This is a genomic window from Bradyrhizobium sp. ORS 86 (assembly GCF_045571475.1).
GTDB lineage: Bacteria > Pseudomonadota > Alphaproteobacteria > Rhizobiales > Xanthobacteraceae > Bradyrhizobium.
On the sequence record NZ_CP120699.1, the window covers coordinates 2,482,339 to 2,506,064 of the forward strand.

Here is a 23,726-nt window from a genome sequence, read left to right on the forward strand (position 1 = left end):
TTCGCTGCATCGGTGACCGCTGATTTGGCTCAGCCCTCGGGATTGGTCGTCCATTCACATACGCTCCATGATGGGTCCGTCGGTCCGCTTACTGAAGGCGGGCTCTTGCCGTCCAGTGTCGGACGACCGGCCTTTAAACGGACGTATCCAAGCGCTGAGTTATACAGGCAACGTGGTCTGAGGTTGCCGAAAGCAAAAGCTTCTCCTCTGAGAGCCAATGAGGCAACGAAAGTATTGCTGTATTCGTTGAAGGAGCATGACTTCTCTCCTGGCGCGTGACCTGTCTCTTGGACCATCTCGAAGGCATCGACGTCTGCTCGCAGATCGCCGATCTGCCGATCCGCTTTCTCGTGCAGCGGGATGCCGACGCTCCGTCGGTCCCATCGCGGTGGCAATTTGGACTATCGCTCGTAGGCCAATCCTATCGGCGCGTACCAGAGCGGCGTCCATCAGCTGCGCGGGGTCGGGGATCATTTTGAGCCAATGTTCGACCTGGATTGAGAGGCCGGCCGACACCAAGTCGGCACCCGGGCTACTCTGTTCAGCCGTGTTCGGTTGGAGAGGTCTTATGTCAGAAACGATCAGGCTCGCTCTGCCGCGCCTTGCCGCGACGGCGAACAGGATTCCACGTCCGTTGGGGTTGGAGCAACCAGTATGAGTCAGGAAGACGCCGCTCCATCAGCTACCAGGATTAGTTGGGGGATCCTGCTCAGGCTCGGCGGAGGAAAATCACGTGCTGCAGGCCTGGAGGCCCCTGCATGGCCGTGTAGTTCACGCCGTGAATGGTGAGATTTGTCTGCGGCTGAGACGGGTTCGGCAGGACGTTGTGCAAGCGCATTCCTTCAATGAGGTCTGGCGGCGCCCATTGGTCGCCATGCTGCCAGGGCCCGGCGAGGCACAGTGATAGATTAGGCGGGGCAGGCGCCGCGTCAGCCGGTTGATATGGCGAGCCCAAGATCGACTCCTCGAGGCTGTGCTCCCAGCATGCCGAACTTGGTTGATTGACGCTTGGCGCTGGCAAGTGAGGCATTGAAGGGCCGCTCTGCCAGACGTTTGCCGCACCCCAGCTGTCGGCTGGCAACGGGCCGGCTTGATCCACCGCCCGCCAAAGCTCCTCTGGATCGAAACTTGCACTGGCGACGGAATGGTCTGCCCCTCCGCCTGGCCAGACCCGCCCGCACCGCGGGTAGCCTCGCCGAGCTCACGATACTCTCGAAGCGCCGTCAACGCGGCCTTCATTGGACGGTTGTTCGGGAATGACTTGTTGGCGTGAGCGAGCAGCGAGTTGTGACCGAGTGCAGCAATCGTTTGGCCGGGCCCGAGGGAATTCGCCAATCTTTGAAGAACCCCAGCATAATTCTGGGCAGACGTCGATTTCCATCCATGACGCTCAGCGCCTGCCCGGACCGCAGCGTCGATGAGGCTCTTGTCGTCCGCAGAGAGTTCATATCGCCGCTCGTCAGCGGATGCGTCGGGCTCGCGATATTTGCGAACCGCCGCCAATGCAGGCCTCATGGCTGTGACGCGCGGAAAGACCTTTTCGGCATGAGCGACCAGAAAATTGTGATCGAGCGCATCAATCGTTTGACCCCGAGAGTCGAGATCATTTCCCAATTTGCGAAGAGCAATCGCATAACCCAGGCACGTCTTTTCTTTCAGAGTCCCGTGCTCGGCCTCGGCCTTGATCGCGGCCTCGATCAGGCTCCGGTCTTGGTGAGACAGATGAGGATACCGGTCCAGAAGCGGCGGAGCCGCTGCGATGGGAGCGCTATCGGCTCGGCGCGCCCGGTCCAGGTTCTGCTCAAAGTCCTCTTGCCCGGCCTGCTGTCGTTCCAGCATGGCGTGGTACATATCCCGCCACCCCGGGTCGAATGGATTGAAATTGTGCGGGTCCATTCTCACCTCGTACGTTCGCAGCACGACTAGCCAGTCTAGTCGTGCTAGCTTTCGACAAGCTGACGAGCCCGCCCTTGCGTCCGGATTCAATTTGGCATTGTGCTACGGCAGGAGCACTTGGCGCGAGGAGACTTCGTGAGTTGGACCCGGCAGGCATTGCGCGTGAAGCGGTTGCCGAACAGGGCATCGCGCTGCAGACCGCTTCATAGCCCAGACCCGGCAACCCCGCAGGTAAATGGACAGACGATTGGGGATGCCCCCATGTTGATCTCGCAAGCGTCTTATCGCGCGAAGGGCGGAAATGTTCGCAGAAGAATGATTTTATAGAACGCCCGGCTGCGCCGGATATCCGAGCAAGAGTCGGCCAGCGCTCTGAAGTGTTCCCTCGCTGAAGACCGCATGCTGGGCCACCACGAAACTATCACACATCGCACGCGCGAGATTGCTCGTCGTGTACACCGAACCGGCTCCAGCGAGACCGCAGGCGATCTTGCAAACTTCGGCGCTCTGCCGCGCAGCGTTTGTCGCGGCTAACCGCATCAGCATCGCCGTGTTCGGATTGATCACGCCGTTGAGCGCTTCGTTCCACAGCTGATCGGTGGCCTCATAGAAGAAGGAGCGGGCGGAACGCAGCATGGCTTCAGCTCTGGCCATCTCCAGTTGAACGTAGCCACGCTCCGCCATCACCGGCGCTCCAGTGATCGAGGTACGGCTTCCGGCCATGGCAATCACGTCGTCCAGCGCGGAGCGCGCAATGCCGACGCCGACGATCGCGTGCGCCTGGGCCGCGAAAACCACGGACGGATAACGGTAGATCGGCGCATCGAGCGTCGACGGACCGCCGCGGATCAAGGTCCATTCCTCCGGCACAACGACATCTTTGACAACCAAATCGTGGCTGCCAGTGCCTTGCAGGCCGATGACGTCCCAATTGGGGCGAATTGTCACCTTCTCGGCCGGAATGACGGCGATACGAGGAAGGCCATCGACTGGATCACCTTCCACCGTGATGCCGACGCCGATCATCTCCGCACCGGGCGAGCCGCTGGCGAACGGCCACACGCCATTGACAACAAAACCGCCGATGCTCCGCTTGGCGGGCTGTAGCGGGAAAAGCGCACCTGCGTAGACCACGTCGGGGCCATTCGCATATAATTCGCCAAGCGTGTCATCCGGGAGAGCAGAGAGATAGCACGCCCCATCACCGAAGCTCGCCACCCAACCGGCGGAGCCGTCCGCCTCGGAAATGCGCTCGATCAGGCGACAAAAATCGGCCGGAGTGCGCTCCTCGCCGCCGAAACGTTTGGCGACCATGGCCCGATAGACGCCAACGCGCTTGAAGCCGTCGATGATGTCATCTGGAACCTTCTGTGCGGCGCCGAACTCGTTTCGACGCGCACGGATCTCGGCGAGGAGCGTCGACAGGGTGTCCTCGGCTGCAGCCGTAATGTCAGTCTCTCGCGTGATCGTCCCTGGCGGCGCGTTCATAGCTGGTCCTCGATGGCGTGATGCGAGTGGCGCTGCTGCACTGCGTCTTGGAGCGGCCGCGCACGTTTTGTCATGGCTTCCCAATTGGCGGTTTCACCAAGCGCCAACTACGGCAGCCCACATCTGTGAACGTCTGGTCGGTGACTGCGAGACAGCCCCAGCCTGCGGATCCTTTACAGTCCTCCAGCAAACGACGTGCCATCGTTCTGGCTGCGTTTGAACGGAGGCGGGACCACGTGGTTCGGTCTCCTCAACGGGATGCTTGCGCCTCAGTGTCTGATTCAAGGCATAACGCGTCGTCAACCGGACATCGTGAATTGAATTCGGCTGGCGTGCATCCCGGCCGGGGGATCTACGCGGCGGGGTGGATTGTAAGTTGGATCGTCGCCAGCTCCGATCTCTGGGTATTGCGGGATCACTGTGACCTGCAAAAAAGCCGTCGCCAGTGTCAAAAACCTTCGCGCGGCGCAGCGGGGTCCGGCATCTTGGCGAAAGCGTTGGCCGATCAGCCGAGGGCGGAAAATAGGCACAAAAAAGCCCCGCCGAAGCGGGGCCCAAGTCTGGGAGTGAGCAGACATCGCCCGAGCGATGCATAAGCGAGTGGGTGCGTTGTCGGTGCGCAAATTTTGTACAGAATGGACTGATGTGAAGCCGACGCCTGGCAGGCGTGTTCTGGTAGCAACATAACGGTACGGTCCGTGCCACGTCCCACGATCCAGATTTGCCGCCCCCAGCGGAGATCACTTAGGAGGAGGCCGCAGGCTCGAACTGAGCCTTGGGTGGCCGATCCGGCTGGTCATGTTACCGCAGGCGGATCGTGAAGCCTGACCAAACTCGATCATCGGTTTCCTCGTCGCGACCTCGTTGCGTGCCGTCCTCGACATCGTCCGCCTGGTCAATGAAGGCGCAGGTGTCCGACCTCAACTAGGTTGGACTTTACAAAGAGGCGTTTCTGGTGGTGGCCGTGCCAGTGGGTCGTCGTCGCACAAAAAACCTCCGGCCGCAGCGCGGCCGGAGGTTTGCGGACGTAGGCGTACGCGTTATTGGCGTTTGCCGCTTACCGGCGCGCCGCTGGTTGCGGAATCGCCAACTGTCCCCTTGTGCGTGGCGGTGCCGGCCGCACCCTTGGTGTCCTTAGTCGATTTCGTCGATTTCACGCCCATCTTTCCACCCGTGGCGTGAGGCTCAGGGGCCAAGTCCTCATCTTCGCTCATGCCGCCCTGGATGCTCTGCGCGCCATTGCGACCCTTGGTGTCGGCTGACGGACCTTGCGCAAGCACAGGGCCCGCAAGCAAAGCCGAAAGGGCGCATGCGATCACAGAGGTCTTCACTAACGTCATCCTTGTCTCCTGGATTGAGTGTTTTGCGAGGGAACGATTTGATGATTCCCCGCGCCATTCGCCTCGACAGACCCGTCACATCGCGTCAATCGTGCGAACGGCGCGGCTGTCATAACAATCTGCTTCGTGTGGTCATCGTTGAGTGATTTTCAGGCGATTTCGCGGAATTACTCATCTCACTTTGCGGCGGCACAGAAGTTTGCGTGCAGCAACGATCGAGAGCGTCTTGTCGTGATCACAGAGCATTCAGCTGGCGTTCACCTTGCATCGCGACGGATGGCCAGCGGGGACCTTCGTGAAGTCGGGCCAGGGCCGGTTTATCAAGCGGGGTCACCTGCGACCGGGCAACGTAAGCATAAATGTCCGCCCATCGATCAAGCGGACCTCGGCGCGCCGGGTGCAGGCTGAACCCGCGATGCGCTGAAAGGAAAGCTTTGACAGTTCATGGACCCCGCCAGGCAGGATGCTCGATCCGCGCCTCCGGCTACACGAGGGCGGCTGCGTTCAGATCCTGCGTGCGCCGCGCGCTTCTTGCGCAAACGTGCGGCCGGTCGAAGACCTACCAAATTCTGCGAGCGCGATCGGCTCCTTGGCGCCACGGAGGGACCAAGCCATTCTTGCCGCGGCAAACCAATAGTCGAGTGCTCACGCGGTTTTAGTGAGTTCGGTTGCCTTCACGTCACGACCGCAGCTCTTGGAGAGCAAGTCCAAGCTGGCGGCCAGCAGAGCGTTGGTACGATTCGTTCCAATCTGGAGCTGCGGAGACACGTTCGCGTAGGAAGCGGGATCTTCCGTACGTTTCGTGCGGTGCTCATCGGAGCATTTATCTTGGGATATGGCAGCAGAGTGCGTCTGAGCTGGTGTGACCAATATTTGCGCAATGAGAGGTTCAATTGCGATCCTAATCCGATTGGTCCATGACGCGCGGCACATAGTACCGAAGCCGCGGGGGTGATAACGAGCATCTTGCCCGACTTTCTTCGTCGCCGGAGCACACCCAAGAGGGTTTGGCGCCTTCCGGCGGCGGCGGAGATCGCAATCGACAGGATTTCCGATCGGCCGCTTCCTTTGAGGTTCTATGTGGACAAACATCCGATCAATAACAATACGGGCGCTAATGTTCGACCGTGACGGTGAATTCTGGCCTCAACTTGCTGTCTATCTCTACGCTGTGGGCGTGGCACTGTCTGTATTGTATGGCATTGGTCAACTTCTAACGACGAGCTCGCTTGACCTTGGATGAGCGGGCGTCAGGTACCTTTTCCGTATGGGGCGCACGCGACCTCAGCGAATGAGTGACGGAAGTGCGCAAACGGGATCTGCCAGCATCCGGGACATTGCAATGAACGTACCTCTTCCTCCGGGCTCTTGGCGGCAGGCAAGCAGCCTGTGACGAGGGCCTCGACCAAGGTTGGGAATCGGCTCCTGGCCGCACTGGCGCCTGCAGACTTCGGTTTGCTCGCGCCCCATTTTCGCAACCTGTCGTTGAAGCCAAACGCCCTGCTGGTTCGATCAGGCGAAGAGCTCGATCAGGTCTATTTTCCTCATAGCGGCGCCGTAACGTTGATGATCGATATGCCTGACGGCCAGACAGTCGCCACCACGTTGATCGGGCGGGAAGGCGCGGTCGGGCCGTTGCTGTCCATACTTGGACACTCGCAGTCTTCAGTTACCGCCATCGTTCGCGTGGCCGGCACCGTGTCGCAGATCTCCGCCGCAAAGTTTCGGTTCGCTTACGCGCGAAGTCCAGCCATCAGGCACGTTGTCGAGCTTCACACTCGCGCGCTCTTCCTTCAGCTGCAACACGTGGCTGCCTGCAACGCGCTGCACCCTGTGGAGGCTCGTATCGCACGCTGGCTTTTGCAGCTGCGCGATCGCGTTGCGGACGACGTCCTGCCTCTCACCCAGGAAGCACTCGCGCAACTGCTCGGGGTGCAGCGGACGACGGTGACGCTGGAGATGAGCAAGTTGCGGGCCGCCGGTGCCATCAGGTCTGACCGGCGGGGGATGATCGAGATCGACCGGCCGCGGCTCCAGGCCTCGGCTTGCGCATGCTACGCGCTGATGCGTCGTCGGATCGACGGGATGTATGCCGAGGAGGGGGCAACGTCGCGGTTTGAGTAGGCCTCACCACAAGGCTGCTCCAAGGCACCGCCTCTTTCGACGACTGGCGAGACGTCCCTGTAATCGGAACGTCGTTGCCGGAAGGTGAGGAGAGGCGATCAGCGGCCTGTCGCCTCACCCCGTTTGGCGCGATCCGCAGATGCTCGTCGAGCTTGGCAATCGCGCGTAACACTTTGGCCACCTCGCGCAGCTCGTTGCGCGTGGGACCCGGCTTCATCCGCCGTGCCCCTTCAAGAAAGTCCTTGGCCTGCAGCCGCCAAGTAGACATTGCGGTTGAATTTGCATGTCGGCCATGATGTCGGTTCCATCGCAATCGTTGACCAAGCAGAGGACTTTCCTCAGACGAACGACTGTTGGGGCTTGGCGGGGCGGCACGGCGGCAAGGTGTTCGGCTCGTCGACCCACGCGTCCTGCGCGAACCACATATGATCGGCGCGGCAGATCGGGCAGTGGGTTCTGCTGAAGAAAACTGCGCTACGCCGAAAACCCTCACGATCGATCGTGAGGCCAGTCGGGATCGCGCGTCCGGTCTGCGGGCATTTGACCATCACCATACCCATGTGAGCCTCCTTGGATTTGGTTCTCGTGATTGAAACCGTCCGATTGGAGCAGCGCCACTTTAGCTGGGTTGACACAGAGCCTTCGTGACGCTCTTCCTCATCGGCTCTGCGGTGTCCTTCGCAAGTTTCTGCGCAAGCTCCAGGAGTTCGCGGTTCAGTGCCGATGTGGTCTCGAACGACCTGCGCGCCTCAGTTGCGGACAGGATGAGGACGTCCGTCACTGATTTGCTCTCCAGGAGATGGGTGAAAAAATCGATCGCGGACGTGGTATTGGCGTTGGAGAGTTCGATGACCTTGAGGCCATAGTCAGTTACGCTTCTGGCGTTCCGTGAGTACGTTTCACGCAACGTCGCCGCCATCTCCTGCGATATGGCCTTGATCTTCCTGCAGGCGTCTTGAGCGCTGGCGATGCTCTGGGCGGCGTGTTCGCCAGTTGTGGCTGGCGACGTGGCTCTCGGGAGCGTGAACAACGACATCGCGAAGCCGTGTTGTCCATTTGGTTCGCTCTCACTCATGGCGCCGTACCTTTCTCAAGCGAATACACATCCCGAGATTGCGGTCGCAAGACTGTCGCGGAGGCGGACGGTAGTTCCGCTCCGATGTTCGGCTATGAGCTGAGCTTCAATCCAACACGGATGGCAGTATGCTCGGCCAAACTCACACTGTCTGTTGGGTTTCCGACGCTTGTCCGCAAATTATTCTTGGAGAAGTCAAGACATACAATCGTCATATCTACAGAATGATTCGAAATTGCAGATAACCGGCGCGACCTGGCGCATCAATTTGGGCAGTGTGGCAGCCACGGCCGCGTCGATCAGTTCATGATTGTGACGAGCGCCCGTGAGCTAAAGAGTTCATCATTCATCTCTGACGGGGGAGGCGTTCTTCAAACATGTACCGCACGTCTGGTCAGGGCTGAGCTACGGTGTTGGCAGGCCTCGCGCGCGAAACTGGCCGGCCCCGCGGCAGAAAGCTGGCCGAGCGGATCGTCATATCGATTGACGGGTGAGACTTGAGTCGCCATCTTGAGCGAGCGGTCGATCTCGGTTCAGCGAATGGCTCTGTGGCCGCCCTATCTGATCGACCAGGACAGAGGAGCTCTTCATGCGCCGTCTTCTGTTTGTATGCGCTGCTGCCGCGCTGGCAGCGGCCGGATCAACTTCCGCCGCCGCTCGAGATTATCCTTACTGCCTGCAGGGGCGGATTTGGGGTTATCCAGGCAACTGCCAATTCGCAAGCTACGCGCAATGCATGGCGACGGCTTCCGGCACGTACGCTTATTGCGGCATTAATCCGAGGTTTGCCTTTGCGCGCGAGCGTCGTGTCTATGGGCGGCCCTACTGACCCAAATGCTCAGCGGTCAAAGCTGGTCGAGGGCATGACAAGCCGGCCTGCATGCCGGCTCGCGGGGCAAAGCCATCCTAGTTCTGCCAGTTGAGCAAGGGGACATCACCCCGACCCGCTTGGCGGCCAGCGGCATAGATCTTGAACAACTCGACTCCAAACGCGCCGATCGCATCGGCGTCCGTGCGACAGCGTCACGATCGACCGCGGTATCGACGGACGAGCGACGAGTTGCCCGGAGGTCAACAGAACGAGAAGCGCTGCAGAGTTTCTCGCGCAACACAAGGTATGTCGAACCTGATCGGTGCGAAGAGTACCGTTGCCGTCGAGGAAGCCTCCAATCGGCAGGATCGTTAAGAAGCGAGCGTGCATGTGATGCACTCCACCTGGAGAGAACGATGGGTTGATCGCGGCCCGTTCTTGACGTTGATCGAGCCCGATGACGCGAGATGCCAAGCTTGGTTGCGCCTTGCAACATCAGGCAGCCCTTCGCGATTCTCTTCTAGAACGATGGCATCAACAGCCATTCGCCCTGCGAATCGCGCTCACGCTGGTGCCAGAGCGTTCTCGGTCTGTCGGACAACCCCATGCGGGCTTGGGACGCCGCGATGTCGTCGTGCCCCGATCATCTGCGGCGCCATGGAAAGCTCCTGAGATCCATCCGCCAGCTGTACGAAACGATCCAATCTGAGGCCGGGATCACACACTCCGCCCAGAAGCTCGATTGTTTGTACCCGACGTACGGTGTTCGTCGGAGCATTCTTGTCTTGCGCAGGTTTTACATCAATCATGACTGAACCATGACGACAAAGTCTCCATGAAGCATCAACAATGACAGACGAGCGCGATGAGCTGGAGCGTTGCAAGCAAGAGAATGCGCGCCTCAAAGAGCTGGTTGTATGGCTATCCGAAATTGTCTTACGCGACGTCGTAAAACGCGCGGAAGAGCCGAACTGCCGCGAGCCTATGGCGCAGCGCGATTTATCGCCTCCTGACAAGAGGGACCCGGCCCGGCCCTCGTTTCGGTAGAGGCCGGGCTACTGACTGCGTGATGCACAAAACCGCTCGGCCGGAGAGGGACCATGACCGACCACGTGTCCGCCGTCGTCGACGCGCCTGCCGGTTCCAGAAATGCAGCTCGCAAACCGGTGTACGGCGCATGGCCGATGCCGCACCGGCCCTTTGCGACGCGTAAGAAGCGGCCTTTTGTCGAGAATGCGATCCTGACGAGCCTCCCCCTGCGAGACCGTACCGCGATCGGAAAATGCCTTGAGCCGATTGTGCTGAAAGAGCGCATGATCCTGCAAGAGCCGAAAGGACATGTCGAGCACGTCTACTTCATCGACTCAGGGCTCATCTCGCTTAGGGTTGCCGCGGGGGGAAGCATGCTTGAAACGGCGGTCGTGGGCTACCGGGGTCTGGTCGGCGGTTCGTTCTTGTGGGGAGGGCGTCGTTCGACGCATCAATCGGTTGTGCTCTTTCACGGGCGCGCGCGCAGGATCCCTGTTGAGGATTTGCGCCGGGTGATAAAGGGACGTCCTGTGATCCGAGATCGCCTCTTTGAGTACGTTCAAGCGCTGACGTTTCAATGCGTTCAGACGGGATTGTGCGGAGTTCGGCATAATCGGGAACAGCGGCTCGCGTCCTGGCTCTGTTTGGCGAGCGATGCTGCCGAAGCCCGCATGCTGCCCGTGACGCGTGACTACCTTTCCAACGTCTTGGGACTGGGTCGTGCAGGCGTCACGGAGACGCTGATCCGATTCGAAGAACAAGGACTAATTCGCAAGATACGGGGCTTTCTGCAGATCGACGAGCGCAAGAAACTCGAGCAAGAAGCGTGCTGTTGTTATAAGCTTGTCTCAAGCGCCTACGTCTCGTGTCAATCTGCAATCTCGGCAGAAGAACCAGTTGGTTAATCGAGGCCAAGGCGCTCTTCTTCAATTTTTCAGTTGATTGGCTTGGGTCGCGATCCGTCTCAAATGCTTGCTTAAGCGGGCTGGTGAGCTGGGCGAAACATGCGCGGCGCGAGGACGACCTTGGTGTGGTTGACGCGCGCTCCTCGCGGACGAGCCGCCCGAAAAGCTGAGACGGGCCTGGGATTTTCCGAAAATCTCCTCGAGGCCAGCGAGGTGGCTGATAGGGTGATGTTCTTGCTGACGTGGACTCGCGACGTCGTCACGAAGTACACGTCATGCTGCACACGCGAAATCCGGCCTTTTAGCTTTTGCGGAAATCTTGCTCAAGTACGAAGCCAAAGTGCGATGCTGAATGATCCCAATCTCATCGCGCTTTAGGGGCATCCGCATTCGAACGGCGCGGGCAGGAGGCGCACCCTCGCGGTTATGGGCCACGATTGCCATCGCTCATGCGAGAGTTCGTCGCGTTCGAAGATCTTGGCGCCGGGATAGACCCGCCCGGCGTAAGCAACCACCAACCCCCGGTCCTGGGTCTCAACAAACGGCGTCCGAAGCGGAATCGACGTCGGGGATTTGTCGTGGAGCGAGAGGGGACTCCCGTCGGAGGCTTGAGATGGTGGCCGTCGCGGCCGATGCCTTAGTGATGCGGTGCCTTATTTGAGCATCTGTCCATCTGCCGGTCCTCTTGCCTGTGTTCTGGCTGATGTTGCGTGCAACCGAATTGCTCCAGGGAAGGTTTAAGGACCCAGCAAGACGATTATCGATGATGACAGTCACAATGTGGCGGACGTTTCAGCACGAAACGCGTCAAATATCCGCTGCGCCTTGGCGAGCGTCTCCTCGTATTCGGCCTCTGGATCCGACATCGCAGTTATCCCGCCACCTGCGTGAAACACGGCCAGACCATCGTCGATCGTGACAGTTCGAATCGCAATGTTCGTGTCCATCTGCCCATTGAAGCCGATGAAGCCGATTGCCCCGCAATAGACCTCTCGTGCCACTTGCTCGATTTCGGAGATGATTTCCATTGAGCGCACCTTCGGCGCCCCGGTCACGGAGCCGCCGGGAAAGCAGGCCCGAAGCAGGGCGACTGCATCCTGATTGTCTGCCAGCTCACCCGTAACGACGGACACGAGATGGTGTACTGAAGCGTAGGATTCGAGGTTGCACAGCGCCGGAACGTCTACTGAGTGCGGAAGGCAGACACGTGACAAGTCGTTACGCAGAAGATCGACAATCATAATATTTTCCGCGCGGTCCTTTTCGGACGCGAGAAGCAGTTCGGCGCGGCGCCGGTCCTCTACACAATCCGTAGACCGCGCACACGTGCCCTTGATGGGGCGCGTTTCGACCTGTCGTCCGTCAAGCTTGAGAAAACGCTCCGGCGAGCTCGATGCGATGGTCAGCTTGCCGTAACGCAGCAGAGCTGCAAAAGGCGCCGGGTTCAACGAACGTAGCTGGGAATAGAAAGTAAGTGGGTCGAATAGACGCGACACCCTGGCGCTGAAACGTTGCGCGATATTCGCTTGAAACAAGTCACCAGCCAGGATCAATTCGATAACGCGCTGTACTGCCGCAATGTATCTCGCGCGGCTGAAGTTCGAACGCCATGCGCCCGCTGTGCCAGGGAGCACAATTCGCGGCGACCGTGGCCTGGCCAGCAATGCAGCGAACTCATCGGCTCGACGGCGCGCACGTTCGGCTCGTCGCGCGGGATCCTGCTCTGGCCATCCGGTCGAGACGATCCAGCATCTCTTGTCGCGGTGATCGAAGCTGACGACCACGTCATAGAAGTGCAGCATCGATTGGGGCAAATGCTGACCGGCAATCGCCGGCGCCGGCAATCGCTCCAGTGTCCGGTTGAGATCGTAGGCAAGAAAGCCGGCTGCGCCTCCTTGAAACGGCGGCAGATCGGGATCGTGCTCCTGCGGATACTTGGCGAGAAGGCTGCGAAGCACTTCCCATGGGTCGCCATCCAGGGGCTCTCCATCGTAACTTGCCTGGCCGTTCTCGACCACGTAAGTGCTGAATGGTTCGCAGCTCAGATAAGAGTAACGTCCGAGCAAGGTATGCATCGCTGCGCTATCGAGAAACGTCAGATGCGGTCGGTGCGCCAGGCAGCGCATTGCGGTGACAGGCGCGATCCATTGCAATTCTCGGATGTGCGTTGAACGATTTGTCACGAAAATCACTGGCGACCGAGGCGCTTCCATTGTGAGTCCCATCCCAAAGCGAGAGCGCCGCTCGCCGGGATCCCGTAAGTCCTTGACGTCAATTGTCGGGTGGTCGCTCGCGTGTAGGCGCGGTGCGTCGGCAAAGTTGAATCATTCCTCCTATCGCCGCGTAGCGCGCATCTGTGGATACATTGTAGTCGGCCGCGAACCGCAGCTCCCGAAACGGCCTTACCAGCCTGATCGCCTGCTGGTACAGGCCGTGCGCTTTGTAGGCCGCGAGCTCCGTCTCGTTGTTGAACTCCGCATAGACCACGACGTCGATATCGTTGTCGAACTGGTCGGTCTTGCGATTGTGAGCAATCTCGATGCGGCGTGCATGCGGGATTGTGGTGAGTACCGCCAAGCCTTCGATGAGCTGATCAAGCCGAGCCTCATCCTTGGCAGCAAACAAGACGATGTGACGAATCATGGGTGAGGGAGCTTCTGTCGCAGATCGGTCAGATAACTATCTTGAGATCGACGGCTTCGCAACGCCGCTCCGGCCTGGCGCAACACGCGGGATGGCGGTTGGTGGTTCGAGACGACGAAGTGGGCGGTCGCGCTAGGAAAGATATAGTACGTATCGTACGTTTATGATGCGATTAGGTCACGCACCGCTAAGTGCGGGCGCATTTGTCCGTTCTGAACGAAGTTTGCGCGCGCATAGCGAAGCGCAATATGCCAACAACACGACGCGGAGTGCGGAATTGCCCGCGCTATTCTCTGGTTCTCGTTCTCTCGGCGGCATTCGGAAAAGGCCCTTTAAGGTGCGAACGATCGCGGGTGCGGACGTCTCTGCATGGCGCTGGCATTGAGGTACGCGGCGGGGGCGGCACGGCATGGGCGAGCGTGTCGATGGTTGCCTCGGCATGTTCGCCCTGCTTGCCGATCCGCTTTGTGCAACGAAGCCAATCGTATGCCGATGAGCGACGCTGCCGCTGAGTGCCTCGATCCGACCGCACCGGCACGCTTGCTCGCGACGACCCAAACCCTGACGCATCCGGGCACGCGTCCTCGTCGCCGGACGTCAGTTCATGACCGATGACGTGCAGGCGCTGCGCGTTTTGGGACGGCGCGCATTGGATCTTCTTGCAAGTTCGTCGCGTGACAGAAGCCGATCTGCACTATCAGGATTCGATCCATCGCGGTGCTCAAAGCGACAGGATACCTGATCAACAAACACGCAGAAACCGACCAATATCGAAGCGAAGCGCACCCTGTCATCGATGTAATCAAGGTGTGCCCAATGATTCCAATCAGACCCGAATGGTGGATACACGAGTTGCGGCATCCGCAGAGAGGTGAACGCGCGAGAGAGCGAAACGTGCAGGGCCCTGAGTTGTGCCGGTTGACGGAGACAATTGTGGATCTTTCATCTGTCGTTTTGCGGCCATGAGGCCGTCATCGCGATGATGGCATCGGGCGGAGTGAGCAATGAACCCAACCTACATCGGCAAGCTTAACCGCTATGTCACGGCCTTGGAGGCCCTGAAGGACGATGACCGGCTGCGCGGGCTGAAGCCGCGCACAGGACTCGATTTTGCATCGAATGATTATCTGGCACTGGCGAGCGCGCCGCGCATGAAAGAGGCTCTGTTCGCCGCGCTTGGGGCCGGCACGCCAATTGGCGCAGGTGGATCGCGGCTCCTGCGCGGCAATTGTGAAGAGCACGAAGCTCTTGAAGCTGAAGCGGCGCAGTTCTTCAGAGCCGAATCAGCCCTTTTCTTCGGCGGCGGTTACATCGCCAATTTTGCTGTTCTGACAACGCTGCCGCAGCAAGGCGACCTACTTGTTATCGATTCGCTCGTGCATGCCAGTATCCATGAAGGCGCGCGAGCCGGTCGAGCCAAGTGCCAGATAAGCGGCCATAACGAGCCCCAGTCGGTCGAAGACACGATTGGCCACTGGCGCGCCAAGGGCGGAATGGGGCGCGTCTGGATCGTGGTGGAAAGCCTGTACAGCATGGACGGCGATTTTGCGCCGCTGAAGGATCTGATGGCAATCGCCGAACGACACGAGGCGTTCCTGGTGGTGGACGAGGCTCATGCCACAGGCGTTTACGGCAAGCAGGGGCGAGGGCTCACCGAGCCCTATGAAGGGCGAGAAAATCTCGTGGTGATCCACACCTGTGGGAAGGCGCTTGGCGCAGCGGGCGCGCTTGTCACCGCCTCCGGTGTACTGCGTGACTTTATGATCAATCACTGCCGACCATTCATGTTCGCCACCGCGCCGTCACCCCTGATGGCGGTCGCCGTGCGGGAAGCACTGTTGATCCTGCAGGAGGAGCCTGAGCGGCAGAAAAAATTGGTCGATCTGATGGAGTTCACGCACCGGGAACTCGCTTTGTGCGGCCGCCCGACCACCTCGAACTCACAGATCATTCCTTACGTTGTGGGCGACAACGCGCGCGCGATGCGGCTAGCCTCTGCGCTGCAGTCGCGCGGCTTTGACATCCGTGGAATACGGCCGCCAACCGTGCCCGTGGGAACGGCCCGGTTGCGAATCTCCCTGACGCTTAACGTCGGACAAGACGATGTATCCGATATGGTTGATGCCTTGGTCGAAGAGACGTGGGGTGACGCGCGGTGAATCCGCTGATCGTGATCATGGCGCTGCCGCCAGAGCGACACATCCTTCCATACGTCCAACAGCTCATCCAATGGCGACGAGATACCCGTGACGAGGCAGCTCAATGATGAAGCCATGCGTTGCGCACCAATGTTGTCCCGTGGGCACGGTGCGATCGACGCCTTATGGGAGGCCTGGGCTGGTAAACAGCAGCGACGTCGATAGAAAACCGAAGGAAATGGCGTTTCTGCACGTCCCCTCTCACTGATCCGCATCGGACCCCGCGTCGGAGCGCGCAGACCCCAGAACTGGCGACAAAACCCAGCGGACACGTGAACGTCGCTACCGGAGTTAACGGAGCGTCCCGATAGGACTGGACCATGAGCGGTTGCTGAACCGGACCGGCAGAGGGATGACGGCAATCGTGCAGAATGCGCTCGTGGATCCGTCCGTATCGTACGCCGGGTGTGTCGCTTTCGCAACGTCGTAACTATTCCACTCGATCGCAAGCTGTTTTTACTTCACACCCGCGGAAGTTCCGAGCTTATGGCGGGTCCAAAGTCATGGCGCGAGGTGGACCAGACCGCTTTTGGCGTCGGCGGTCCCTTCGTTTGCCTGATGCGGGAGAGCCTATCCGAATGCCAACGCGAGCATCAATTTTCCTCACGTCGGTGGGCTGGGCAGCTGTCGTGGTCGTAATCCTGCTCTATCTGGTCTTCAGTCCAGGCTGACCGCTTGATCCTGAGCAGGATGATTTGTATCGACGGCAACGGCAGATGAGCCACGAGAATATTTGCCAGATTGTCTCGCGTCGGCAAGAAACTCCATGGGGACAATGGTATCGAGCTCACCCACCCGTCCGCGTCGATGGGCTATGACTGGTCGATCTGCGAGGATGAATTCAACCACGTCGCTGAATGGATGTTCCGATGGAAGGTGGTGCTCAGACTCGGGTCGATGATGCTGATTAGTTCTTCATGCGGTAACAGTTGAGGGCCGGCCCGCCGGACTGATCCGGCGCCATTCATGACGTTATGAACGAAGCGGTCTCCGCGCCGGGTCTGTCCTGCCGGGTTGGAGTGCACTCGATATTCGGCGGCCGGTCAAATCCAACGTGCCTCGGCGCAATCTGCCGCTCCAATCAACTCTGTTGGCTAGGGCGCATTGACGGCAGGTATTGACGCCGTCGGCCGTGGCGCGAATCTATCTTGGTACTGGCCCCGCGTTGCCAACATCACTACCAAGAGTACGAGGAGGATTAAGAGCCCACGCATATCAAAGCTTACTCCTGAAGCTGTACTGTAAGTGTGACGCAGCCCACGTTCGGCGCGTTGGCCTAGGTTGTGGCGAGAAGAGCCTATCGCCACACCCAATTTTGTAAGGCCCGCAACGGGCGAGGGCTCCTCGATCGAAAACTCGGAACTCGAATATCTCCTGTCTTCGCCGCAACACTGCGCCAAATCAAATGGTCGTTGTGCGTGGCGCGGGTGATCTTTGAGTGTGGTCGTTCGCAGTCGCGCGAAGCAACGTCCGATGTCCGCGTCAGTTCAGCATATCGACCCTGCCGGTGTCGAGCCGATAGAGGCCGCCTAAGACCTTCAGCTTGTTCTGATCAACTGCCGCGTTCAGGATGGGGGTTGCCGTTTTGAGCTTGTTGACGTTATCGATCACGTTTTGCCGGATCGCATTGGCGAACACATCGCCGCTTTGGTGGCGAGATGCCTCTACCGCGGGCCTCAGAGCGGTGACGAGGGACGAAATATGCCCCGGCGGTGGCTTGTTGTCCTTGAGCGAGTTGATCGCGGCGTCGACGGCGCCGCAACGGTCATGACCGAGTACGAAGATCAGCGGCGTATGCAGCACGGCCACCGCATATTCCATACTGGCGACGGTGTCGTCGTTGGCGAAATTGCCGGCGAGGCGGCAGACGAACAGATCGCCAAGTCCGCTGTCGAAGGCAAGTTCAGGTGCTATACGAGAGTCGGCGCAGCTCAGAACCGCCGCATAGGGATTTTGCCCATCGACCAATACTTCGCGCTCGTGCTTGAAATCGTCGCGGCGCGATACGCCCTGGACATAGCGGGCATTACCTTCCATGAGCCGCTTTAGGGCTGCGTCCGGCGAAAGCAAGTTATCCGGCTTTGGCGGCGCCTTTACGTCCTTCGCATCAACAATGCTGTTGCCAAGCAGCAAGCCGACAGCCGAAGCTGCGAGCAGCATCAGGGAACGACGAGAAGGGGAGATCGCGATCGGACGAGACATATTTGGGGAGAGGTCTGCACGCATATGGGTCATCTTATCGCGCGGCTTTGCGCCAACCAGTGGCCTCGGCCTCCGCTTCGCTGCAGAGCCAGCGCTCATCCGGTTTCTTCGTCATGTTGATTTGTCCGTAACTGAGTTGTCCGGGCAAGTGATAAACGCGCTTGCCCTTGCCGTCCACGGTGCCCTTTATCAGGCATTCGGGTGAGGGCGGGTCCGACAGCAAATCGGGTCCGAGCAGCAGTTCCTGAGCGTTGGTTGGTACCGAGCTCGCGCCGACGATGATCGTCGCTTTGTTGCGGTGACGCCAGTCCCAAGGCGCGATGAACGCCCCCGACCACAGGCCTGCATAGGCATTGCTCGCCACAACTTCATAAATATCGTAGCTATGGGTATATCGCCCCAATGAAAGTGCCCAGCCCGACCGTACCATCCAAGCGCTCACGTCTTCGCCTGCGATGAAGCAGTTGCCGAGTGACCTGCCGTACTGGTCGACACCTGTGGTATGACAGTCCCAGAGTTGGCCATTCGAATGCTTGATAAGTTCGTCGCGGGCCTTTATGCCACAGGCCCATTTCTGGCCATGGACGTCGAGGCAAATCTGATCTGTTTCCGGCGCGTCGATGCCCGAGAGCCGAATTTTGGTTTGCTCGATCTCGATCGTATTGCCGTCGATGACGCGCGCCGGGCCGCTGAGTTTTGCCGCGCAAACCGGAGCTGCGGTGACAGCGAGCAACGTCGTGATGACAACGCAGTGCTTCATCACAACAACGGTGTGCATTTGACCGATCCGCTAGTAAACACGTTCAATTCGGCCTTCCCATCGGGCCGCTTGATGGCACCATGTCTGTTATTCGGCTTGCGTTGCATCCCCATCCGGCGTCCTGCTTTGAAAAAGCGCGCGTATGAGTCCTACGCCCTGACGCAACGTGAGGTTCAAGGGATTTATTCCGATAAAGAAGTGGCTCCCTCTGCTCCGGAACCGCGACCTCGTGAATTTCGGCGCGTTCGCAAAAAAAACGCCCGGCCGCTGTTCGGCGGCCGGGCGGAAGTGAGCCCGGGAGGAGCGACGCTGTTACACATCGCGCCAACTTCCATCGGTAGAGGGAGGGCTACCGACGGCTCGACTACGGCGAGGGCATTCGCCGTAAACTGTGGTCGCGAAAAACCCGATGGCTGAGCGAAATCGGGCCTCGGATCAGTCTGGCCGACTTGGACAACGTCCCGTGAAAGTCAACCCGGCCTTTGCGTGCAACAAAGTCGGTAATGGAGTCTGTGTCTCCTTCGCGTAACCTTGGATGGCTGTCGCGTCCTTGGGAACGCCGACGACACGTCACGAGCCGGCCCATTGTCATCCGGACAAAATGTGACAGTGAACGAGCAGAGCATTCGCGTCAGATCCACCAAGGAGGTTGCCTTCATCGTTCAACCGACTTGACTGCATTGGACATTGGATCAGCGAGCTCGACTGTACGACCGCTTGGCGCCGGAAAATCGCTGGTCCGATAGTCGGTAGGCTAGACGCAGTTGAGACGTGGCTCAATTGCGCGGCGGTATGCGGCCAATATAGAATGGGTTTGGGAACATATACGAAGGTTTGCGACGTAAACCGTTCTTTGGCGGCGCGGTGCGCTCGACCAGCGGGCGTCGACATGGCTGACCGTGCCTGGATCGGTGCAATCGGAGCTCTTTTGCTGACAGGCTTGTTGAGTTGCTCGACGCACCTTAAGTGCGTCCGGGGACCATGAGCTCGTCCAGAATCTGCTTTGAAATGAGTGAGTGAAGCGCGAAGGTCCCCTTAACGGGGTGGGCTCTGCAGGAGCCAGGCACTTGCTTCTGCGACAGATACGATTGTCCTGCGCCGGAACGAAGTGGTCTGCTGGATGTGCGATCAATTTGTGCGCCGAGCGCCTCTTTCAGCGACTGTCTGGAGACGGTCGTCCTTCTGGACAGGACGGTGGCGAGTCGAGTTAAACCGCCCGAGTGTGGGGAGCTTCCGAACGAGGAAGATGAGCGTCGAACGCCGAGGCGACGCTTCTGACAAGGAACTGTGCACCGTCGCTGACGGTAAGGCGGTCACCGTCCATGATCACGACGCCGTCCGCGACAAGCCTGTCGAGCCGAGAACGGTCGATGATGGCCGATTCCGGATCCTGGCCATGAAGGCGAAGTATTTGAGAAAGATCGACGGACATGTCGCACATGATCCTTTCGATGATCTCGGCGCGCAAGCGATCGTCCTTCGAGAGCAGGTAACCCTTGGCGGTTGGGAGCCGATCGTCGATGATACGAGCGAGATACTCGCGTATCGCGACGGTGTTCTGGACAAATCCGTGGGGCAGGCGACCGATCGCACTGGCGCCGAGACCGATGAGAGCGTCCGCTGAATCGTCCGTATAGCCCTGGAAGTTCCTCCTCAGCGTGCCTTGCCGCCTCGCCAGAGCCAGCTTGTCGTCCGGGAGGGCAAAGTGATCGAGGCCAATGCGTACGTACCCGGCATCGACCAGAACTTCCGCGATTGTCTCGGCTTGGAGGTGCCGTGCGACGCTGTCAGGCAAAGAGGCTTCGTCGATCTTGCGCTGATGTTTCTTGAACGATGGAACATGACCATAGCCAAAAACCGAAAATCGAGCCGGCCGCAGCTCGAGGCACCTGGCTACGGTGTTCCGGCACGACGCGACGGTCTGCACGGGAAGGCCATATAACAGGTCGAAATTGATCCGGTTCACGCCGGCACGGCGCAGCCACTCGACCGAAATTGCGGTCTGTTCGAAGCTCTGCCGGCGATTGATGGCGCGCTGCACCAAAGGATCGAAGCTCTGGACGCCAAGGCTCGCTCGATTGACCCCGCAATAGCCCAGCGCCTCCGCCATCGGCTCTGTCAACGTCCGCGGATCGATCTCGACCGCGATCTCGGCACCAGGCAATACAAGGAACGAATAGCGTAGCGCGCCGACGAGATCAGCGAAGGTTTCGGGCATCATGATCGTCGGAGTGCCACCCCCGAAATGGACATGAGAGATCGACAGTTGCTGACCGATGGCTTCTGCGACGAGGTGGGCCTCAGTGCGCAGCCCTGCCGCATAGGTCGCGATCGGTTCGCTCCGCTTCATGACAGACGTGTGGCACCCGCAGTACCGGCACATCGAGCGACAGAAGGGCACGTGCAGGTAGATCGATGCCGACTGCCGGCTCCGCAGCGACTTGAGCCATACGCGGTAGTCTGATTCCCTGATCGACGACGAGAAATGCGGAGCTGTGGGATAGCTGGTGTAGCGCGGTAGCCGGTCCTGCCCGTAGGAGTTTGCCAGATCCGGTCGCATTCGGTTTCCTTTCTTTCTCTCCGGCGCGACTATCGGACTTGCGGCAGACGATCATTGCGCTTGCTCAAAAAAATTGCCCGGCGTGCCCATGCAACCATCCTCAAGTCGGGATCGGCTAGGCGATGACCACACGGCGCATAGATGAGTTCGCGGATGAACTGACAAGGTACGAGCGATATGCGCGTGCTACCAAGGTACCGCAGTTCTCGTGGCGGCCCATTCGCGCCTGTCATCGCGCAGAGTGGCCAAAGCCGTTCGCGCCCCCAGCATGTTCGGTGAGGCCTGTCCGTTGCCTGCGTCGGATCGCCTCGAGCCGCAAGTGACAGCGGTTCAAGGCAGGCCGTCTCGATCCGCCGGGATCGCTCTTCGTCCGTTCGCCGACGTCGTGGGCGTCTGTCTTGACACGCCATCCAGCCGAGGTTTGCCAACCGGCGATAAACGGGCATGTCGTGAGGAACTTGGAGGCGCCTTCGCGCATGCAGTGTGGTTATAGGCAACGATGCCCATCCGGCTTGGTGTGATGTGGTCCGGCGCGGGACCCGAATATGCACATTCTGCGACAATCGCCGAAGTCGCCGGTTTGCAGTTACTTGACATCGCCGAAGATGACCCGCCGTCAAGGCAACGGCCCGTTTGCCTCGGTGCCGCCGCGTGCGACCACCGCCATCGCGGATGAAAGCGCGGCCGAGCGTCGTTCGGCTTCAGCCTCTTGCGCGAGTTCCAGAATGTGCGCTCTTAGCGCGTCGGAAATCGCTTCGGCATCCTCACTAAATAGCGGATCTCCATGATCGTTGAGGGCGGAAGCAGCGTCCGCCCAATCCTCAGCTGATAGCACCTTGAGGGCGGTGGGAAAGAGATCCCGTTCTTCCCACGTCATGTGATGTCGCTCGTGCATTATAAAATTGCGCACAATGTTGCCGACATCTTGCCGAAGGATCTCTCGATCTGCGAGAACGCCATCGATCGCTTCAGCGAGATGATGCAAACGATCAGCGCCTTCGTGATGCTCACATGTGATGTCTCCGAGGCTTGCAGCCGCATCCGGATCACGGATCTTCAGTTTGGCGAAGATCAAATCTTCCTGCGGGTGATGGTACAGTTCCGGGTAGACTTCGAAGTAGCTGATAATCGCGCGAATAACTTCATAGTCGGGACGATCCCCACGTTCAAAAATATCCAGTTCGCGCTGAAGCGCGTTGAGGAGCAGGTCGATATTGCGATGCTCTCGACGCAAACGATCGACGATCATTGTAGTGCTCCCAGGCAAGAACCTTCGACTTAGACAATGTAAGCTGAAAGCGATTGTGCCCAATTGCGCTGGATCAAGCCCGATCCGAGCCGGGATCCACCGGGCGCTGCCAGCCTAAGTCGCAAAGAGGAGGCCGCAGTTCACCAGCCGTTCCGTCGCGCGCAGATCAGCTCAGGCCAATTGCGGTGCAGCAGGAAAACCGTCGACTTGCCGATCAAGCGAACGTTCCTTAATGCAACACGCTGCTTGGATGAGCTGATCTGGGAAAGGACCCGTCGCCTGGGTCCGCATGGCAGCATCGCAGCATCTGATCGATGGGTCTCGATCAATCGCTCGTGACGAAGAGGAAACCTGAGTACGTCCCGTCGGATCGACGGCGTCGCTGATTTGGTTCGCCGACGCTCATCGGCCATTAGCTTCAGATGCCCTCGATCGTGATGACTCATATCTGGCTGGCGCTGGGAGCATGCAGGAGGGAATGGCGGAAAATCGCATGGATGATCCCTCGCTCAGTGCGACATTAAGGTCGGGACGGTCATTGACCGAAGCAGATCGCGCCTCATACGGCCGAGGAGCTTTCCGTGCAGCCAGGAGGAGCTGCACGCGCTCATCACTATGAGATCGAAGCTATCGTCCATTGCGCGCGAGAGGATCGATTGGAGCTTCGACCGGCGCACCGGGAGGACCGAGGTGACCTTCGCCGCGAGGCCCAGCCTTGCCAGATGCGTTACCAGATGGTCGCAGGAGCTTTCGGGCGAGACAGTGCCGCGGCCGGTGACCATGATGATGGTGAGAGCATCGGCTTTGCGCAGCAGCGGCATAGCATCGTGCACCGCGCGGGCTGCCAGCCGGCTGCTGTCCCAGCAAATCCCGATTCGCTTGGCTGAAAAAGGGCTATGAAAGGCGTAAGGCATGAACAGGACTGGACCTCCGGCCCTAAAAAGGATCTCGCTTGGCATAACGTTATCATAGCTGTCGTGGTCGCTCCGCGGCTGCGTGACGATAGTCACGTCGTGGACGCGCGCGCTCGCGCAGAGGAGCGCGCGCGCCTCGGATGGGACCGCACTGACCGCGCGGGTCGCGTAGGAGATGCCGGCGTTCCTCGCCTCCCGATCAAAGACGCGAATCGCCGCCTCAGCTCGCTTCAGCGCCCGGTCGTGCTCGACTTCGAAAATCGAGGTGACCGGTGCGCCGCCGGTCGCAATGAGGGGCATGATCGTTCTCTCGTATCCGATCGCCGTAGCGTCGAGATGGGCACCCGTGCTGACGGCGAGGGAGATCGATCCGTTCAGCGCAGGACGCACCGGAAGTTCCGTGGGAATGTGGACCAGTATGGTTCCGAACATTGCCCTTCTCCTAACATGAAAGGACGCGTTGCCCGTCAGACCCTGGCCTTCGCGGGGACAGTTGGACGTTTCGCATAATCGTTTGCCGACTTCGTTTGAG

The 23,726-nt window shown here is 59.5% G+C and carries 16 protein-coding genes; 5 read left to right on the forward strand and 11 right to left on the reverse strand.

Annotated features, from left to right (window positions below):
- The first annotated feature begins 1,383 nt into the window (after positions 1-1,383).
- The gene (locus tag P6U25_RS11150) at positions 1,384-1,926 is read left to right on the forward strand and encodes a hypothetical protein (protein WP_407151262.1); all 543 of its coding nucleotides are present in this window, start codon (positions 1,384-1,386) and stop codon (positions 1,924-1,926) included.
- Positions 1,927-2,217: 291 nt separating this feature from the next.
- Here P6U25_RS11150 and P6U25_RS11155 read toward each other — a convergent pair whose 3' ends face one another.
- Both P6U25_RS11155 and P6U25_RS11160 read right to left on the reverse strand, forming a co-directional pair.
- Positions 2,218-3,384 carry an acyl-CoA dehydrogenase family protein gene (locus P6U25_RS11155; protein ID WP_280980475.1) on the reverse strand — a complete coding sequence of 389 codons (1,167 nt, stop codon included), beginning with the start codon at positions 3,382-3,384 and terminating at the stop codon, positions 2,218-2,220.
- Positions 3,385-4,424: 1,040 nt separating this feature from the next.
- A complete protein-coding gene (locus P6U25_RS11160) occupies positions 4,425-4,724 on the reverse strand; it encodes a hypothetical protein (protein ID WP_280973032.1) in 300 nt (99 codons plus the stop codon).
- A gap of 1,455 nt (positions 4,725-6,179) precedes the next feature.
- Between P6U25_RS11160 and P6U25_RS11165 the strand changes: the two genes are divergently transcribed.
- On the forward strand, positions 6,180-6,848 hold the full coding sequence (locus P6U25_RS11165; RefSeq protein ID WP_407151263.1) for a Crp/Fnr family transcriptional regulator: 669 nt from the start codon (positions 6,180-6,182) through the stop codon (positions 6,846-6,848).
- Between the two features lie 338 nt (positions 6,849-7,186).
- On the opposite strand, the gene P6U25_RS11170 is transcribed toward P6U25_RS11165, so the two are convergent.
- The gene (locus tag P6U25_RS11170; RefSeq protein ID WP_280973029.1) at positions 7,187-7,408 is read right to left on the reverse strand and encodes a hypothetical protein; all 222 of its coding nucleotides are present in this window, start codon (positions 7,406-7,408) and stop codon (positions 7,187-7,189) included.
- A 59-nt stretch (positions 7,409-7,467) separates the two neighbouring features.
- A complete protein-coding gene (locus tag P6U25_RS11175; RefSeq protein ID WP_280980473.1) occupies positions 7,468-7,923 on the reverse strand; it encodes a phasin family protein in 456 nt (151 codons plus the stop codon).
- Positions 7,924-8,512: 589 nt separating this feature from the next.
- On the opposite strand from P6U25_RS11175, the gene P6U25_RS11180 reads away from it, so the two are divergent.
- Entirely contained in the window at positions 8,513-8,752 is a 240-nt protein-coding gene (locus P6U25_RS11180) for a DUF3551 domain-containing protein (protein ID WP_280973027.1), read from the forward strand.
- Positions 8,753-9,834: 1,082 nt separating this feature from the next.
- Positions 9,835-10,668, forward strand: coding sequence for a Crp/Fnr family transcriptional regulator (locus tag P6U25_RS11185; RefSeq protein WP_280973026.1), 834 nt, complete (start codon positions 9,835-9,837; stop codon positions 10,666-10,668).
- A 773-nt stretch (positions 10,669-11,441) separates the two neighbouring features.
- On the opposite strand, the gene pabB is transcribed toward P6U25_RS11185, so the two are convergent.
- On the reverse strand, positions 11,442-12,794 hold the full coding sequence (gene pabB, locus P6U25_RS11190) for an aminodeoxychorismate synthase component I (RefSeq protein WP_407152493.1): 1,353 nt from the start codon (positions 12,792-12,794) through the stop codon (positions 11,442-11,444).
- A gap of 145 nt (positions 12,795-12,939) precedes the next feature.
- Positions 12,940-13,311 (reverse strand): Dabb family protein, encoded by a 372-nt coding sequence (locus tag P6U25_RS11195; RefSeq protein WP_280973025.1) that lies wholly within the window; start codon positions 13,309-13,311, stop codon positions 12,940-12,942.
- Positions 13,312-14,315: 1,004 nt separating this feature from the next.
- On the opposite strand from P6U25_RS11195, the gene P6U25_RS11200 reads away from it, so the two are divergent.
- The gene (locus tag P6U25_RS11200) at positions 14,316-15,470 is read left to right on the forward strand and encodes an 8-amino-7-oxononanoate synthase (protein ID WP_280980469.1); all 1,155 of its coding nucleotides are present in this window, start codon (positions 14,316-14,318) and stop codon (positions 15,468-15,470) included.
- A 1,521-nt stretch (positions 15,471-16,991) separates the two neighbouring features.
- On the opposite strand, the gene P6U25_RS11205 is transcribed toward P6U25_RS11200, so the two are convergent.
- The 5 genes from P6U25_RS11205 to P6U25_RS11225 all read right to left on the reverse strand — a co-directional run bounded on the left by P6U25_RS11205 (position 16,992) and on the right by P6U25_RS11225 (position 23,626).
- Positions 16,992-17,735, reverse strand: a complete 744-nt coding sequence (locus tag P6U25_RS11205) for a carbonic anhydrase (protein ID WP_280980468.1) — start codon at positions 17,733-17,735, stop codon at positions 16,992-16,994.
- A gap of 10 nt (positions 17,736-17,745) precedes the next feature.
- Positions 17,746-18,489 (reverse strand): thermonuclease family protein, encoded by a 744-nt coding sequence (locus P6U25_RS11210; RefSeq protein WP_280980467.1) that lies wholly within the window; start codon positions 18,487-18,489, stop codon positions 17,746-17,748.
- A gap of 1,189 nt (positions 18,490-19,678) precedes the next feature.
- Positions 19,679-21,031 (reverse strand): oxygen-independent coproporphyrinogen III oxidase, encoded by a 1,353-nt coding sequence (gene hemN, locus P6U25_RS11215; protein ID WP_280973020.1) that lies wholly within the window; start codon positions 21,029-21,031, stop codon positions 19,679-19,681.
- A 616-nt stretch (positions 21,032-21,647) separates the two neighbouring features.
- On the reverse strand, positions 21,648-22,280 hold the full coding sequence (locus tag P6U25_RS11220; protein ID WP_280973019.1) for a hemerythrin domain-containing protein: 633 nt from the start codon (positions 22,278-22,280) through the stop codon (positions 21,648-21,650).
- A gap of 509 nt (positions 22,281-22,789) precedes the next feature.
- Entirely contained in the window at positions 22,790-23,626 is an 837-nt protein-coding gene (locus P6U25_RS11225; protein ID WP_407151264.1) for a universal stress protein, read from the reverse strand.
- Positions 23,627-23,726 lie beyond the last annotated feature (100 nt).

What these genes read in the sequence shown, in the direction of transcription:
- P6U25_RS11150 (WP_407151262.1), top strand. Translation starts at nt 1,384, where the DNA reads ATGACGCTCAGCGCCTGCCCGGACCGCAGCGTCGATGAGGCTCTTGTC.
- P6U25_RS11155 (WP_280980475.1), bottom strand. Translation starts at nt 3,384, where the DNA reads ATGAACGCGCCGCCAGGGACGATCACGCGAGAGACTGACATTACGGCT.
- P6U25_RS11160 (WP_280973032.1), bottom strand. Translation starts at nt 4,724, where the DNA reads ATGACGTTAGTGAAGACCTCTGTGATCGCATGCGCCCTTTCGGCTTTG.
- P6U25_RS11170 (WP_280973029.1), bottom strand. Translation starts at nt 7,408, where the DNA reads ATGGGTATGGTGATGGTCAAATGCCCGCAGACCGGACGCGCGATCCCG.
- P6U25_RS11175 (WP_280980473.1), bottom strand. Translation starts at nt 7,923, where the DNA reads ATGAGTGAGAGCGAACCAAATGGACAACACGGCTTCGCGATGTCGTTG.
- P6U25_RS11180 (WP_280973027.1), top strand. Translation starts at nt 8,513, where the DNA reads ATGCGCCGTCTTCTGTTTGTATGCGCTGCTGCCGCGCTGGCAGCGGCC.
- P6U25_RS11185 (WP_280973026.1), top strand. Translation starts at nt 9,835, where the DNA reads ATGACCGACCACGTGTCCGCCGTCGTCGACGCGCCTGCCGGTTCCAGA.
- pabB (WP_407152493.1), bottom strand. Translation starts at nt 12,794, where the DNA reads ATGCGCTGCCTGGCGCACCGACCGCATCTGACGTTTCTCGATAGCGCA.
- P6U25_RS11195 (WP_280973025.1), bottom strand. Translation starts at nt 13,311, where the DNA reads ATGATTCGTCACATCGTCTTGTTTGCTGCCAAGGATGAGGCTCGGCTT.
- P6U25_RS11200 (WP_280980469.1), top strand. Translation starts at nt 14,316, where the DNA reads ATGAACCCAACCTACATCGGCAAGCTTAACCGCTATGTCACGGCCTTG.
- P6U25_RS11205 (WP_280980468.1), bottom strand. Translation starts at nt 17,735, where the DNA reads ATGCGTGCAGACCTCTCCCCAAATATGTCTCGTCCGATCGCGATCTCC.
- P6U25_RS11210 (WP_280980467.1), bottom strand. Translation starts at nt 18,489, where the DNA reads ATGCACACCGTTGTTGTGATGAAGCACTGCGTTGTCATCACGACGTTG.
- hemN (WP_280973020.1), bottom strand. Translation starts at nt 21,031, where the DNA reads ATGCGACCGGATCTGGCAAACTCCTACGGGCAGGACCGGCTACCGCGC.
- P6U25_RS11220 (WP_280973019.1), bottom strand. Translation starts at nt 22,280, where the DNA reads ATGATCGTCGATCGTTTGCGTCGAGAGCATCGCAATATCGACCTGCTC.
- P6U25_RS11225 (WP_407151264.1), bottom strand. Translation starts at nt 23,626, where the DNA reads ATGTTCGGAACCATACTGGTCCACATTCCCACGGAACTTCCGGTGCGT.